The following is a 12,989-nucleotide window of genomic DNA, read 5'->3' as shown; positions in this document are numbered from 1 at the left end:
ATCAACTCCTTTAGAACGGCTCGGGCCATGAAGAGTGGATAGCGTTTAGAGTCTATGCAATCGTCCGGGATGCGACAGGTAGGGCCGGATGTGCCGCAAGACGGCACATCCGGCGCGGAGTGCGGAACGCCACTGATCTTTAGTTTTTTCGGGGCGCGCCCGCGCTGGCCAGCGGCGAAGCGCGGCCTGCAGGAGCACACAGAACTTCCGGCGAAAGGCTGTCGCTGAATCACCATGCAGCCTTGCGGGCTGTGACCTAACGTCGCATCGAAGGCGCCCTGGCCGTGGTGCTGAGCGCACCCAAGATCAGCCAGCCGTGCAGACTGACTGCCCTTGATCAGGCGCGAACGAGACCGAGGCCTCGTCTGGTGACCTCTGTGGTCAGAGGGAGAAAAGCTCCGCCTTCGTGGCACGATGACGGGCCAGTCCTAAAGGGGAGCTTCACCAGGTCGGGTGCGGATGAGGAGCGAAGCATCTGGCGATGCCGCCAGCCCTGAAGCTTGGATGACCACCATGTGGCTGCAACTGATAGGTCACGAGGTGGCCGTGAGCAGCAGCAATCGCTGCGGAGCAGTTGGCAACTGCAGACTTTCTAACGATGGCCTCAGGCTGATCTACGCCCTTCACTGTGCAAAGCGAGAGTGACAGGGACGACCAACACCTGCCGTTGAAGGCTTCCATTGTTGGACGACCGCTTCACCGTTTGGAAGTGGCCAGTCGATTCTTCGGTGCGCCGTGCCTCGCCTCGAAGGCCCCATTTCGCGCTGCACCGCTGATTCCTGTCGACTCAATGCCGTCGCTCCGACTGGTTTCAACGAAGGTGGCATCAGCCCACGATGGTGCTCGCGCCGAGCGTCCGCACTCAGGCGTTGGTGCGCAGGTTGGTGCAATGACGATGTAGGATTTGGATACAATGAAAATAAGAAGCATTCTTGTTTGCCGCTGCATATTGCCCCGGTGCCTTTCCTCCTGCTTCACTCGTGCCGCTTTCCCATGCCCGCCGCCGACCGCGCCCTTGTTCCCGATGTCGCCACTCTCTACTCCGACCACCACGGCTGGCTGCTGGGCTGGCTGCGCAAGCGCCTGGGCAATGCCTTTGATGCGGCCGATCTGACCCAGGACACCTATGTGCGCCTGCTGGGCCGCAGCGGCGCCGAGATCCAGGCCATTCGCGAACCGCGTGCCCTGCTGATGACCATTGCCCAGGGTCTGGCCGCCAACCTCTACCGCAAGCGCTGCGTGGAGCAGGCCTATCTGGACGCCCTGGCCCTCATGCCCGAGGCCGTGGCCCAGTCCCCCGAGCACCGCGCCATCGTGCTGCAGACCCTGGTCGAGGTGGACCGCCTGCTGGCCCTGCTCCCACTGCCCGTGCGCCAGGCCTTTTTGCTGTCGCAGATCGACGGCATGAGGCAGGCCGACATCGCGGCTGAACTGGGCCTTTCCGTGCCCACCGTGCGCCGCCATATCGCGCGGGCCGTGGTGCAAGTCTGCTTTCTGGACGACGACGGCGCATGAGCCTGCCCATTCCTCTTGCGGTGCGCGAGCAGGCCGCCGAATGGCTGGTGGAGCTGCAGTCCGATGATCACAGCGCCGGCACGCGCGAGATGCTGGTGCAGCGCCTGCAGCACTGGCGCGAATCCCATCCCGACCATGAGCGCGCCTGGCTGCGCATAGAGGCCATGGGCGCACGCCTGCAGCCGCTGTCCGGTACGCCGGCCAGCGTGGCCCTGGCCCAGGCCGCGCGCACGGCACGCGGGCGCGGGCGGCGCTTGGCGGTGCGCAGCCTGGTCGTGCTGCTGTTCACGGGCGCGGGTGCCGGTGCCGTGGCATGGAGAGGTCCGGCATCCTCGGGCGACTGGCTGGCCGGCCTGGGGGCGGACCTGCGCACGGGCACGGCCCAGCGGCGCAGCCTGCGCCTGCCGGACGGCACCCAGCTGCAGATGAATGCCGACAGCGCGGTCGACCTGGATTTCAGCCCGCAGCAGCGCCTGGTGCGCTTGCGCGGCGGCGACATCGAGGTGGCCACGGCCCAGGGCCTGAAGGATAGTGCGCCGCCCTTGCTCGTCGAAACCCGCCATGGCCGCATACGTGCCCTGGGCACGCGCTTCGTCGTGCGCCAGCGCGGCCAGGGGCCCAGCCGGGTTGCGGTCTTTGAAGGCGCCACGGAGATCGCGCCCCGCGAACGGCCCGGCCACCTCCATCTGCTGCAAACAGGCCAGCAGGCGCAGTTCGACGCTCAGGCCACCACGCCGGCCGGGCCCGCCGATCCGGCCCTGGCAGCCTGGACGCGCGGCATGCTGGTGGCCCAGGACATGCCGCTGGCCGAGTTCCTGGACCAGCTGTCGCGCTACCGGCCCGGCCACCTGGACTGCGATGGCGCCGTGGCGCAGCTGCCCGTCAGCGGCACCTATCCGCTGGCCGACACCGACCAGGTGCTGGCCATGCTGCTGGCCACCCTGCCGGTGCGCCTGCGCACGGCCACGCGCTACTGGGTGGTGGTCGAGCCGGCCTGATTTCCTGGCTCTTGTCGATCCTGGCTGATCGCTTTTCGCGTCTCGCGGGGCAATGGAGATGAAGCGCTTTTTTCTGCGCCCGCATTCCATTGCCAACCATCCAGGACCGAGGGACACGCACACCATGGGCCATCACCCGACTTTTCGCGCCACACGACTGGCATTTCAACTGCGGCAGGCCTTGCGCCCCGCCGTTCTGGCACTGCCGCTGGTGGCGGTGCTTGCCCCGGCGCAGGCCCACGCACAGGCACAGCCCCACGCCCAGGCAGTGCAGCGCTACGACATTCCTGCCGGGCCGCTGACCGCCACGCTCAATCGCTTTGGCGCCCAGGCGGGCATCCTGCTGTCCTTCTCCACCGCCCAGACCGCAGACAGGACCAGCCCCGGCGTGCAGGGTGATCGAACCGTGGACCAGGCCCTGTCCGCGCTGCTGGCCGGCACGGGCCTGCAGGCCCTGCCGCGCGAGGGCGGCGGCTTTGTGGTGCGACTGTCCCTGGCCGTGGGAACGCCCACCGGCGCGGCCACGCTGGCCGAGGTGCGCGTCACCGCCCAGGCCGAGCGCAGCGCCGTCACCGAGGGCACGCAGTCCTACGCCGCCAGCGAATCGCGGGCCGCCACGGGCCTGTCCCTGTCGCTGCGCGAGACGCCGCAGTCGGTCAGCGTGATCACGCGCCAGCGCATGGACGACCAGGGCATCGTGCTGCAGGAAGACATCGCCCGCCAGACCACGGGCCTGAGTTATGCGCAGTACGGTCCCACGGGCGGCGACACCAACCAGTTCTTCGCGCGGGGCTTTCAGATCAAGAACTTCCAGGTCGATGGCGTCAACCGCCTGTTCAGCGACTACCCGGCCATCTTCCAGACCAGCGACATGGCCATGTTCGACCGCGTCGAAGTCGTGCGCGGCGCCTCGGGGCTGATGAGCGGCGCGGGCACGCCCGGCGCCACCATCAACCTGGTGCGCAAGCTGCCCACGGCCGAGTTCCAGGGCAGCGCCAGGCTCACGGCAGGCTCCTGGGATTTCGCACGTGCCGAGGTGGATCTGTCATCGCCGCTCAACGCCTCCGGATCGGTGCGCGGGCGCATCGTGGCCGTATCGCAGAACCGCCATTCCAAGGTCGACTACGAGCAGGACCGCAGCCGCTCGCTGTACGGCGTGGTGGAGGCTGACCTGTCGCCGTCCACGCTGGCCACCGTGGGCTTTTCCGCGCAGGACTACGACGCTTCTGGCGTAGGCCGTGGGGGCCGGCCTTTCTTCTACACGGATGGCACGCGCATCGATTGGAGCCGCTCCGCGTCCTCGGGCGCGCGCTGGGCCTCGGCACGGCGGGACTACCGCAGCGTCTTCGCCTCGCTCGAACACCGCATGGCCAGCGACTGGCGCCTGAAGGCCATCTACACGCTCGACCGCAGCAGCTATGACGAGATTCCGGGCTGGACCAATGAACAGCCTGTGGACCGCACCACCGGCGCAGGTGCCGGCCTGTGGGCCGCCTGGTGGACGGGGCGGCCTCGGCAGGACACGCTGGACCTCACGGCTTCCGGTCCCTTCCAGCTGCTGGGACGTCAGCACCAGGCCGCCTTCGGCGCCAGTGTGGCGCGCACGCGCAACGACAGCGGCTCGCATGGCCGCTGGGCCTTCCCCGGCTGGGACAACACCATAGACAACCTCTTCACCTGGGATGGCCGCACGCCGGTGCAGCCCGACAACCCGGTACTAGGCCGCAGCGCGGCCGTGGAACGCAGCAGCAGTGCTTACGGATCGCTGCAGCTGCGCCCCACGGACCGGCTGTCCGTCATCGCGGGCGCACGCATCACGAACTGGAAGCGTCGCGACAGCTACACCGATTTCGCCAGCGGCGAGACCAGCGGCAGCGCCATGGCCGAAAACGGCAAGCTCACGCCCTTCGCCGGCCTGGTGCTGGACGTGGGCCGCGACTGGTCGGCCTATGCCAGCTATACCGATATTTTCCAGGCGCAGAGCAGCCTGGACATCCACGGCAAAAAGCTCGATCCCCTACTGGGCCGCAGCTACGAGCTGGGCCTCAAGGGCGAGCTGCTGGACAAGCGCCTGCAGGTGGGCGCCGCCGTCTACCGCCTGCTGCAGGACAACGTGGCCCAGGCCATCACGGGCAGCTACGCGCCCAATGGCGAGCAGGCCTACCGTGCCGTCAAGGGCGCCGAAACGCGTGGCTTCGAGGTGGAGATGACCGGCGAAATCCGCCGCCACTGGAACGCCTCCGTCGGCTTTGCCCGCAACATCGCGCGCGACGCCGAGCGCAACCGCCTGAACCCCGAAATCCCGCGCAACACCCTCAAGCTGTTCACCACTTACCGCCTGCCTCATATAGGCCACGGCCTGACCGTGGGCGGCGGCGCGCGCTGGCAAAGCGGCACCTGGAGCGACCTCTCCTTCCTGGGCCTGCCCAACGTCAGCCGTGTCGAGCAGAAAAGCTATGCTGTGGCCGACCTGATGGTGCAATACGCCATCAATCCGAAGCTCACGGTCTCGGCCAACCTCTACAACGTCTTCGACCGCAAGTACCAAGGGGTCTCGACCTCGTCGTACTACGGGGAGGCGCGGAATATGCGCGTGGCGGTGTCTATGAAGTTCTGAAATGTTTTCAGCTGCGCCCCGTGTGAACGTCGTCAGCATCAGTGGATGTGCTGTCCGCCGTTGATGGCGATGTTTGCGAGGGTAGAGCTGTCAGGGTGTCATGGCGAGCCTGGCCGTCCATCCGTGTTTCGGGACTGCAAGTTTGAGTGGGGGTGAGACGATCACTGGCACGGGGCGAGCGCCCGGAGAATACCCTAGCCTTCGAGTAGCCCCACCATTTGGGCCAGCGCTTGTCGCAGGGGCTAAGGACTGCTTGGTGCCATGCAGCGTGAGTTCGCCCGGCGGCGGGGGGGCGGCAGCTGCCGAGGCAAAGCCGACACCGACAGGCCTGCGACAAACGACTGCAACGGGTCGGTAGCTGCCACACAAGAGCCCATGGCAACGCGCGACGCCGCCGCACATCGGCCCTGAGCCCTTGCGCCTCGGCCGATAGCTCGCTCCTCAGCCTTGCTGGCCAAAAAACTAAAGTGCAGTGGCGCGTTTTCCGTACAGACGAAAGTTCAGTGGCGCATCTCTCTAAGGATCGCTGGCGCATGGCTTGCGAGGACCTGAGAAATCAACGAGTTATCTGCGTGACGCGCGGCGTGTTCAGTGGCGTTCCGCACGGAGCTTGCGCAATGGAGCCGCACGGCCGCCCTCATTTTTTTTCAACAACAATTCAACAATAGTTGTATTATTGATGCATGCAAGAAACCCAAGTCATCCGATCGCTTTCGGCCCTGGCCCATGAAGCGCGCCTGCGCGTTTTCCGCGCCCTGGTAGTCGCCGGCCCTGCGGGGCTTACGCCCAGCGCCTTGGCCGAACAGTTGGGTATCGCACCCAACGCGCTGTCGTTCCACCTCAAGGAGCTGTCCCATGCCGAGCTGGTCAGCCAGGAGCGCCTGGGCCGCAATGTGCTGTACCGGGCGTCCTTTGCGGCGATGAACGACCTGCTCGCCTACCTCACCGAAAACTGCTGCCAGGGCGCCGCATGCGCCACGGTGGATGCCTTGCCCTGCAACTGCTGAACGGAGTCCACGATGAAACGCTTCCATGTCCATATGCACGTCGACGATCTGGCCAAGAACATCGCGTTCTATTCCCAGCTGTTTGGTGCCGAGCCCGCCCGCGTGGAAAGCGACTACGCGAAGTGGATGCTGGACGAGCCCCGGGTGAACTTCGCCATTTCGACGCGAGGCGAGAAAGCCGGCCTGGACCACCTGGGCTTCCAAGTGGATGAGGCCGAGGAGCTGGATGCGCTCAAGGCACGCGCCAGGGCCGCCGACCTGGCGATGCTCGACGAAGGCGCCACCACCTGCTGCTATGCACGCAGCGACAAGCACTGGATCACCGATCCCCAGGGGATTGCCTGGGAGCACTTTCATTCGCTGGAGAACATTCCCGTGTTTCACGAGGCCCCTGATGCAGCTGTCGAAGCCAGCGGCGCGTGCTGCGCGCCGACGGCCCCGCGCCAGGCGGCCGCATCTGCCTGCTGCGCCCCAGGCACCGTAGCTGCCTCTTCCTCCAAGTCCTGCTGCTAAGCCACCATGTCTGATTCCATCACCCCCCTGAATGTCCTGTTCCTGTGCACTCACAACTCGGCGCGCAGCATCCTGGCCGAAGCTTTGCTCAACGACATGGGCAATGGGCGCTTCAAAGCGTATTCGGCCGGCAGCAGCCCCCGCGCGAATCAGCAGCCCAATCCCTTGAGCTTGCAGGTGCTGCAACGTGCCGGCGTATCTGTGCAGGGGCTGCGCAGCAAGAGTTGGGATGAGTTCGCGGCCCCGCAGGCGCCGCAGATGGACCTGATCATCACCGTCTGCGACAACGCAGCTGGCGAGGTCTGCCCGATCTGGCCCGGCCACCCCGCCACCGCCCACTGGGGATACGCCGATCCCTCGCAGGGAGACGCATCTGAAGAGGTCAAGCTGGAAGCATTCCGACAGACTCTGCACATGATGCGTCGTCGTCTGGAGCTGCTGGTCAACCTGCCCGACGACAAGCTGGAAAAGGCAAGGCTGCAGGGCACCGCCCGCGAACTGGCCTCCCACTGACGCCCCCTTCGTCCACGAATGCGCGCCTTCTGAAACCCGAATCTCCCAGCACCATGCTCATGGCAGTCCTGATCTTCATCTCCACCCTTGTGCTGGTTATCTGGCAGCCGCGCGGCCTGGGCATTGGCTGGAGCGCCTCGCTGGGCGCGGTCGTTGCCCTGCTGGCCGGCGTGGTGCATCTTTCCGACATTCCAGTGGTCTGGGGCATCGTGTGGAATGCGACCGCCACCTTTGTGGCCGTCATCATCATCAGCCTGCTGCTTGACGAGGCCGGCTTCTTCGAATGGGCCGCGCTGCACTTCGCACGCTGGGGCGGCGGCCGGGGCAGCAAGCTGTTCGCGTTCATCGTGCTGCTGGGTGCGGCTGTGTCCGCCTTGTTCGCCAACGACGGCGCCGCCCTGATTCTCACGCCCATCGTGATGGCCATGCTCGTGGCGCTGGGCTTTTCGCCCTCCGCCACGCTGGCATTCGTCATGGCGGCAGGCTTCATCGCCGACACGGCCAGCCTGCCGCTGATCGTCTCCAACCTGGTCAACATCGTCTCGGCCGACTTTTTCAACATCGGCTTCAACGAATACGCCTCGGTAATGGTGCCGGTCAATCTCGCCTCGGTGCTGGCCAGCCTCGCCATGCTGATGCTGTTCTTTCGGCGCGGCATTCCCGCAACCTATGACCTGGCCCAGCTCAGGCGCCCGGCCGATGCGATCCGCGATCCGGCGACCTTTCGCGCGGGCTGGGTGGTCCTGGTCCTGCTGTTGGTCGGCTTCTTCGGGCTGGAGCCGCTGGGCGTGCCTGTCAGCGCGGTCGCGGCCGCAGGTGCCGCCCTGCTGCTGGCCGTGGCGGCACGCGGCTGCGTCATCAGCACCCGCAAGGTACTGCATGGCGCGCCGTGGCAGATCGTCGTGTTCTCGCTGGGCATGTATCTGGTGGTCTACGGATTGCGCAATGCCGGGCTGATCACCTCTATCGCATCCGTTCTGGACCGCTTTGCCCAAGGCGGCGTCTGGGGCGCAGCCATCGGCACGGGAGTGCTCTCGGCCCTGCTGTCGTCTGTGATGAACAACATGCCCACCGTGCTGGTGGGTGCGCTGTCGATCGATGCCTCCAGTGCCACCGGCGTGGTCAGGGATGCCATGGTCTACGCCAACGTGATCGGCTGCGACCTGGGCCCGAAGATTACGCCCATCGGTAGCCTGGCCACGCTGCTGTGGCTGCATGTACTGGCCAGCAAAGGCATGACCATCGGATGGGGCTACTACTTCAGGGTCGGTACGGTTTTGACGGCCCCCGTGCTGCTCATCACGCTTGCCGCCCTTGCGCTGCGCCTGAGCGTGGCTGCCTGAATTCCCTCACAGAACCCACCTGCCATGAGCACCATCACGATCTATCACAACCCCGCCTGCGGCACATCGCGCAACGTGCTGGCCCTGATCCGCAACAGCGGCGAGGAGCCCGCCGTCATCGAATACCTCAAGACACCGCCCGACCGGGCCACGCTGGAGCGGCTGCTGGCGGACCTGGCCCTGCCTGTGCGGGAGGTTCTGCGGCAAAAAGGTACGCCGTATGACGAGATGGGCCTGGGCGACCCGGAATGGACCGATGCCCAGCTGATCGACGCCATGCTCCGGCACCCTATCCTCATCAATCGCCCCATTGTGGTGACGCCACTGGGCACGCGCCTGTGCCGGCCATCCGAGGTGGTGCTGGACATACTGCCGCGTCCCCAGCAAGGGGCATTCTCCAAGGAGGACGGCGAAGCCGTCATCGACGCGGCAGGACAGCGTGTGGCAAAGCACTGACTTGCCAGATCCGGCCCCTGCGTGGCCAAAGGTGGCGAGGCAGCAACGACCTGCCGCTGTGGCGCGCCGAAGCCTCAGCGGCGCCCCGCTCCTGAGCCGGCTCACCACCCGGGGCGGCTCACGATCCCTTCGGCCGCTGCCTTGAAGTTCGCCATGACTTCATCGATCGGCTGACCCATCTGCGCATGGACGATGGCGCCATCCGCCACCAGGGTGAGCGCAGCGCCCACGGACAGGGGATGGCCACCGAACAGGCGATCCAGCACGGACGACATTTCCTGCTTGTGCCGCCGGACCGTCGCCAGGATCTCAGGGTCGGACGAGCCCAGTTCGGCAGCGGCATTGAGAAAGGCGCAGCCCCGAAAGTCGGGCTGGCCGAACCAGCTCCTGAGGGTGGTGGACAGGGCATCCAACGCTGACGAGCCCCCGGCGGCCTGCTGCGCCAGGCTGGCCTGGAACCAGGAAATCCACCGTTCATGGCGGTAGTCGAGGTACGCACGGATCAGGTCGTCCTTGCTGGCGTACTGGCGGTAGAAGGTGACTTTGCTGACCGACGACCGCTCGATGATCCGGTCCACACCCGTGGCCCGGATGCCCTCTGCGTAGAAGAGGCCGTGGGCGGCTACCAGGATGCGCTCGCGGGGGGGCAATGACTCGAAGGATGGCTCGGGAGTTTTCATGAAGACATTGTAGACAGATCGTTCCACCTCCGTTAGAGTGGTGCATGTAGACAGATCGTTCTACATCTTTTCAAAGGTCACATCATGGAAACTCGCCCACCCCTGCCCCCGTTCTCTCTCGCAAGCGCCGTCCAAAAGGTCCGTTTGGCCGAGGATGGATGGAACACACGCGATGCGGCCAAGGTCGCGATGGCCTATACCCTCGACACGAAATGGCGCAACCGGGCGGAGTTCGCCAACAGCCGCGCCGAGGCCCAGGCCCTTCTTGAGAGGAAGTGGAAGAAGGAGCTGGACTACCGGCTGATCAAGGAGCTTTGGCTGTACGCGGAAAACCGGATCGCAGTCCGCTACGCCTATGAGTGGCACGACGATGCCGGGAACTGGTTCCGGTCGTACGGCAACGAGAACTGGGAATTCGAGGCCGACGGTCTCATGCGCCGGCGCTTCGCATGCATCAACGACATGCCCATCCAGGAATCGGAGCGCAAGTTCCACTGGCCGCTGGGGCGTCGCCCCGATGACCACCCCGGTCTGTCCGACCTGGGCCTGTAGGCAAAGCCCCGCGCCACGTCCCCAGGCAGCCAGCCGCTGCCGCGATGGCCTGGGCGGGAAGGCGCTCCGCCTTACCGACTCAGCGCCTTGCGGACCTCCGCCTGGAACGCCTCGCTGTTGCGAAGGCGCAGGTACTCCTGGTATGCGGCCCGATATTCCTGCGTTTCGACTCCGTAGGAGATCGATATCTCCGCATGGCGGTCCAATCCGGCGCGGCGCCAGAGTGCGAGATCGGCGATGACTTCGGCGCGGGAAAGCGCTGCGTCCGATGTGGCTGCCGAGGCGTCTTGCGGCTGCGAATGGGCTGCGAAGCAGGTCGAGAAGGCAATGGCCGCAAGCGCCGGCTTCAGGATGCGTGCGGCTGCAGCAACGGTGGGGGAGGGGGTTGTGTTTGGCATGGTTTGACGGATGGGGGTGGGTGGAGCCGGGCCATGGCTTGGGCCGCCTGCTTGGGCAGGTCGCCTGGGCCGCATGTCCCGCAGGGGTGTTCGGTTGCTTTGCTGTGTGGAAAGGGGGCTCCTTTCGGGAAGTGGCAGGTTCAGGGGGCAACGCTGGCGGGAAGACCGTGGCTGGCGGCCGCCAACGCCCTGGAAGGCAGGGGCTCCGGCTTCCAGCCGCCGCCCAGCGCCTTGAAGATCGCGACCGTCGAGCGCGCCGACTCCATCCGGGCCTGCGCCTGTGCATCGAGCACGCCCAGCAGGCTTTCATCCGCCTGCAGCACCTCGATCAGGCTGACCACGCCCTTGTCGTAGGCGGCGCCTGCGGCCTGCCGGGCCAGCGTGAGCGCATCCGCACCCCTGGCGAGCACGGCCATCAGCTCCTGCCGCCTGTCCAGCGAGACCAGGGCGTTCTCCACTTCTTCCGTGGCGCGCAGTACCGACTGCCGGTAGGCGGCAAGGCTTTCCGCCTCCTGTGCCTGCGCCTGGTGGATCTGGGCGTTGATGCGACCGAAGTCGAACAGCCGCCAGCGCAGGCCGCCCACAACGCTGGCCTGCGACGCGCCGGCGCTGAAGAGATTGCCTGCGGAGATGGAGGTGACGCTGCCGATCAGGCCGCTGATCGACAGCTTCGGGTAGTACTCGGCGATCGCCGCGCCGATGCGTGCGTTCGACGCTGCCAGGCGCCGCTCCGCCGCGATGAGGTCCGGGCGTCGCCGCAGCAGATCGCCGGGCGCCTCCGCCAGGGAAAGGGTTGGCAGCACGGGGACCGGGCGGGGATCGGCCAGTTCGGCCCGGTGCGTGCCGGGTGCCGTGGCCAGCATCACGTCCATGGCGTTGAGGGCGGCCTCGAGCGCATTTTCCAGCGGCGGGACGGTGGCTTGTGCCCGTGCGAGCGCTCCCTCGACCTGGCGCAGCTGAAGCTCCGGTGCCAGGCCTTTGCCAAACCGCAGTTCGACGATGGAGCGCAGTTGCTGCTGGGTTTGCACTTGCGAGCGTGCCACTGCCAGCCGCGCCTGCAGGCCGCGAATCTGGATATAGGTGTCCGCAGTCTGTGCGGCCACCGCGAGCCGCACGGCAGTGGCGCCGGCTTCCGATGCCTGGTACTCGGCCAGGGAAGCCTGCCGGGCCCTGCGCAGGCCGCCGAAGAGATCAAGCTCCCAGCTGGCCCCGAGGTTGGCCTCCTGGGCGCTGCCGTAGCGATCGAACCCCGGCATGGAGTCGAGCACCCGGCCCAGCGGAGTTTCGACCGACTGATAGCTCCTGGCCGTTTGCGCCGAGATCTGGGCCGACGGCAGCAGGGCGGCTGCCACCGCATCCAGCCCGGCGCGTGCCTGAAGCACGCGGCCAGCGGCCTGGGCAACATCCAGGTTTTGCTGCAGTGCCGCCGTGACGAGGCGCGCCATCTGCGGATCGCCAAAGGCTGCCCACCAGGCTGCAAGGTCCGTGGAGGAGGCCGGCGAGGGCGGCTTGGTCTCACCCAGAACGCGGCTGCCCATGTAGGCCTGGGGCAGGGCCGTGGCGGGCGGCTGGTAGTCAGGGCCTACCGCACACCCTGCACAGAGGCTGGCGAGCATCAGAAAGACGGGGGCGGCAAGACGCGGCATGTTCAACAGTCAGAAGCGTGGTGACGCTGTGACTATATTCCAAAATGGTCACTTGCATAGTATTTTTTTGATGGAGTAAGCTAGGCCGCATGAGCACCACCAACGTCTATCCGACCTCTGCGCGCGGCCCGGTCGAACACGATGTCCGGCAACAGATCGTGACTGCGGCGAAAGAGCATTTCAGCCGCTACGGCTACGAGAAAACCACGGTGTCCGACCTTGCCAAGGCCATCGGCTTTTCCAAGGCCTACATCTACAAGTTCTTCGAGTCCAAGCAGGTCATCGGCGAGATGATCTGTTCCAACTGCCTGATGGAGATGGAGGCGGAGATCCGCCAGGCCGTCGCCAGCACGGATGCGCCTCCCGAGCAGCTGCGGCGCCTGTTCAAGGCGATCGTCGCTGCCACGCTGCGGCTTTTCTCCGAGGACCGCAAGCTGTACGAGATCGCCATTTCGGCGTCGGCCGAGCGCTGGCAGGCAGCGCAGGCCTATGAGGAACGCATGCATCAGCTGCTGCTGCAGGTGCTCGACGCCGGGCGCCAGCGGGGCGATTTCGAGCGCAAGACGCCGCTGGATGAAACCGGGCGCGCCATCTTCCTGGTCATGCTCCCCTATCTGAACCCGGTGATGCTGCAGCACAGCCTCGACCATGCGGACGAGGCGCCCGCACAACTGGCCGGATTGGTGCTGAGAAGCCTGTCGCCCTAAATCCTGCAGTTGTGACCATTGACATAAATGGTCACTAATCACAG

The 12,989-nt window shown here is 66.1% G+C and carries 13 protein-coding genes; 10 read left to right on the top strand and 3 right to left on the bottom strand.

Features of this window, described 5'->3' with window-relative positions; all coding sequences use genetic code 11:
- Nucleotides 1-993 precede the first annotated feature (993 nt).
- The 8 genes from PO605_RS29590 to arsC all read left to right on the top strand — a co-directional run bounded on the left by PO605_RS29590 (nucleotide 994) and on the right by arsC (nucleotide 8,962).
- Nucleotides 994-1,515 carry a sigma-70 family RNA polymerase sigma factor gene (locus tag PO605_RS29590; protein WP_016445457.1) on the top strand — a complete coding sequence of 174 codons (522 nt, stop codon included), beginning with the start codon at nucleotides 994-996 and terminating at the stop codon, nucleotides 1,513-1,515.
- Nucleotides 1,512-2,513: a FecR domain-containing protein gene (locus tag PO605_RS29585; protein ID WP_272207292.1), complete on the top strand. Its 1,002-nt coding sequence runs from the start codon at nucleotides 1,512-1,514 to the stop codon at nucleotides 2,511-2,513. The genes PO605_RS29590 and PO605_RS29585 overlap by 4 nt, the downstream gene beginning before the upstream one ends.
- 181 nt (nucleotides 2,514-2,694) lie before the next feature.
- Entirely contained in the window at nucleotides 2,695-5,130 is a 2,436-nt protein-coding gene (locus PO605_RS29580) for a TonB-dependent siderophore receptor (protein ID WP_231574447.1), read from the top strand.
- 683 nt (nucleotides 5,131-5,813) lie between these two features.
- Nucleotides 5,814-6,137, top strand: coding sequence for an ArsR/SmtB family transcription factor (locus tag PO605_RS29575; RefSeq protein WP_016445460.1), 324 nt, complete (start codon nucleotides 5,814-5,816; stop codon nucleotides 6,135-6,137).
- 12 nt (nucleotides 6,138-6,149) lie between these two features.
- Nucleotides 6,150-6,650 carry an ArsI/CadI family heavy metal resistance metalloenzyme gene (locus PO605_RS29570; protein ID WP_046988451.1) on the top strand — a complete coding sequence of 167 codons (501 nt, stop codon included), beginning with the start codon at nucleotides 6,150-6,152 and terminating at the stop codon, nucleotides 6,648-6,650.
- A gap of 6 nt (nucleotides 6,651-6,656) precedes the next feature.
- Nucleotides 6,657-7,163, top strand: a complete 507-nt coding sequence (locus PO605_RS29565) for an arsenate reductase ArsC (RefSeq protein ID WP_016445462.1) — start codon at nucleotides 6,657-6,659, stop codon at nucleotides 7,161-7,163.
- Between the two features lie 53 nt (nucleotides 7,164-7,216).
- Nucleotides 7,217-8,506 (top strand): arsenic transporter, encoded by a 1,290-nt coding sequence (locus PO605_RS29560; protein ID WP_016445463.1) that lies wholly within the window; start codon nucleotides 7,217-7,219, stop codon nucleotides 8,504-8,506.
- Between the two features lie 24 nt (nucleotides 8,507-8,530).
- On the top strand, nucleotides 8,531-8,962 hold the full coding sequence (gene arsC / locus PO605_RS29555; RefSeq protein ID WP_016450895.1) for an arsenate reductase (glutaredoxin): 432 nt from the start codon (nucleotides 8,531-8,533) through the stop codon (nucleotides 8,960-8,962).
- Between the two features lie 101 nt (nucleotides 8,963-9,063).
- On the opposite strand, the gene PO605_RS29550 is transcribed toward arsC, so the two are convergent.
- Entirely contained in the window at nucleotides 9,064-9,642 is a 579-nt protein-coding gene (locus tag PO605_RS29550) for a TetR/AcrR family transcriptional regulator (protein WP_047472578.1), read from the bottom strand.
- Between the two features lie 84 nt (nucleotides 9,643-9,726).
- On the opposite strand from PO605_RS29550, the gene PO605_RS29545 reads away from it, so the two are divergent.
- On the top strand, nucleotides 9,727-10,194 hold the full coding sequence (locus PO605_RS29545) for a nuclear transport factor 2 family protein (protein WP_046240238.1): 468 nt from the start codon (nucleotides 9,727-9,729) through the stop codon (nucleotides 10,192-10,194).
- Between the two features lie 71 nt (nucleotides 10,195-10,265).
- Here PO605_RS29545 and PO605_RS29540 read toward each other — a convergent pair whose 3' ends face one another.
- A complete protein-coding gene (locus PO605_RS29540; RefSeq protein WP_047217169.1) occupies nucleotides 10,266-10,592 on the bottom strand; it encodes a hypothetical protein in 327 nt (108 codons plus the stop codon).
- A gap of 140 nt (nucleotides 10,593-10,732) precedes the next feature.
- The gene (locus PO605_RS29535) at nucleotides 10,733-12,238 is read right to left on the bottom strand and encodes an efflux transporter outer membrane subunit (protein WP_272207291.1); all 1,506 of its coding nucleotides are present in this window, start codon (nucleotides 12,236-12,238) and stop codon (nucleotides 10,733-10,735) included.
- 89 nt (nucleotides 12,239-12,327) lie between these two features.
- Here PO605_RS29535 and PO605_RS29530 point away from each other — a divergent pair, with 89 nt between their 5' ends.
- A complete protein-coding gene (locus tag PO605_RS29530) occupies nucleotides 12,328-12,945 on the top strand; it encodes a TetR/AcrR family transcriptional regulator (protein WP_016445469.1) in 618 nt (205 codons plus the stop codon).
- Nucleotides 12,946-12,989 lie beyond the last annotated feature (44 nt).

This window comes from Delftia sp. DT-2, assembly GCF_028401915.1.
GTDB lineage: Bacteria > Pseudomonadota > Gammaproteobacteria > Burkholderiales > Burkholderiaceae_C > Comamonas > Comamonas tsuruhatensis.
The sequence above is the reverse complement of the archived record's forward strand: the minus strand, read 5'-3'. Positions and strand labels throughout refer to the sequence as shown.

Excerpts from the sequence above, each read along its gene's own strand:
- PO605_RS29565 (WP_016445462.1), top strand. The coding sequence starts at position 6,657 with ATGTCTGATTCCATCACCCCCCTGAATGTCCTGTTCCTGTGCACTCAC.
- PO605_RS29560 (WP_016445463.1), top strand. The coding sequence starts at position 7,217 with ATGCTCATGGCAGTCCTGATCTTCATCTCCACCCTTGTGCTGGTTATC.
- PO605_RS29585 (WP_272207292.1), top strand. The coding sequence starts at position 1,512 with ATGAGCCTGCCCATTCCTCTTGCGGTGCGCGAGCAGGCCGCCGAATGG.
- PO605_RS29550 (WP_047472578.1), bottom strand. The coding sequence starts at position 9,642 with ATGAAAACTCCCGAGCCATCCTTCGAGTCATTGCCCCCCCGCGAGCGC.
- PO605_RS29570 (WP_046988451.1), top strand. The coding sequence starts at position 6,150 with ATGAAACGCTTCCATGTCCATATGCACGTCGACGATCTGGCCAAGAAC.
- PO605_RS29575 (WP_016445460.1), top strand. The coding sequence starts at position 5,814 with ATGCAAGAAACCCAAGTCATCCGATCGCTTTCGGCCCTGGCCCATGAA.
- PO605_RS29590 (WP_016445457.1), top strand. The coding sequence starts at position 994 with ATGCCCGCCGCCGACCGCGCCCTTGTTCCCGATGTCGCCACTCTCTAC.
- arsC (WP_016450895.1), top strand. The coding sequence starts at position 8,531 with ATGAGCACCATCACGATCTATCACAACCCCGCCTGCGGCACATCGCGC.
- PO605_RS29540 (WP_047217169.1), bottom strand. The coding sequence starts at position 10,592 with ATGCCAAACACAACCCCCTCCCCCACCGTTGCTGCAGCCGCACGCATC.
- PO605_RS29545 (WP_046240238.1), top strand. The coding sequence starts at position 9,727 with ATGGAAACTCGCCCACCCCTGCCCCCGTTCTCTCTCGCAAGCGCCGTC.
- PO605_RS29530 (WP_016445469.1), top strand. The coding sequence starts at position 12,328 with ATGAGCACCACCAACGTCTATCCGACCTCTGCGCGCGGCCCGGTCGAA.
- PO605_RS29535 (WP_272207291.1), bottom strand. The coding sequence starts at position 12,238 with ATGCCGCGTCTTGCCGCCCCCGTCTTTCTGATGCTCGCCAGCCTCTGT.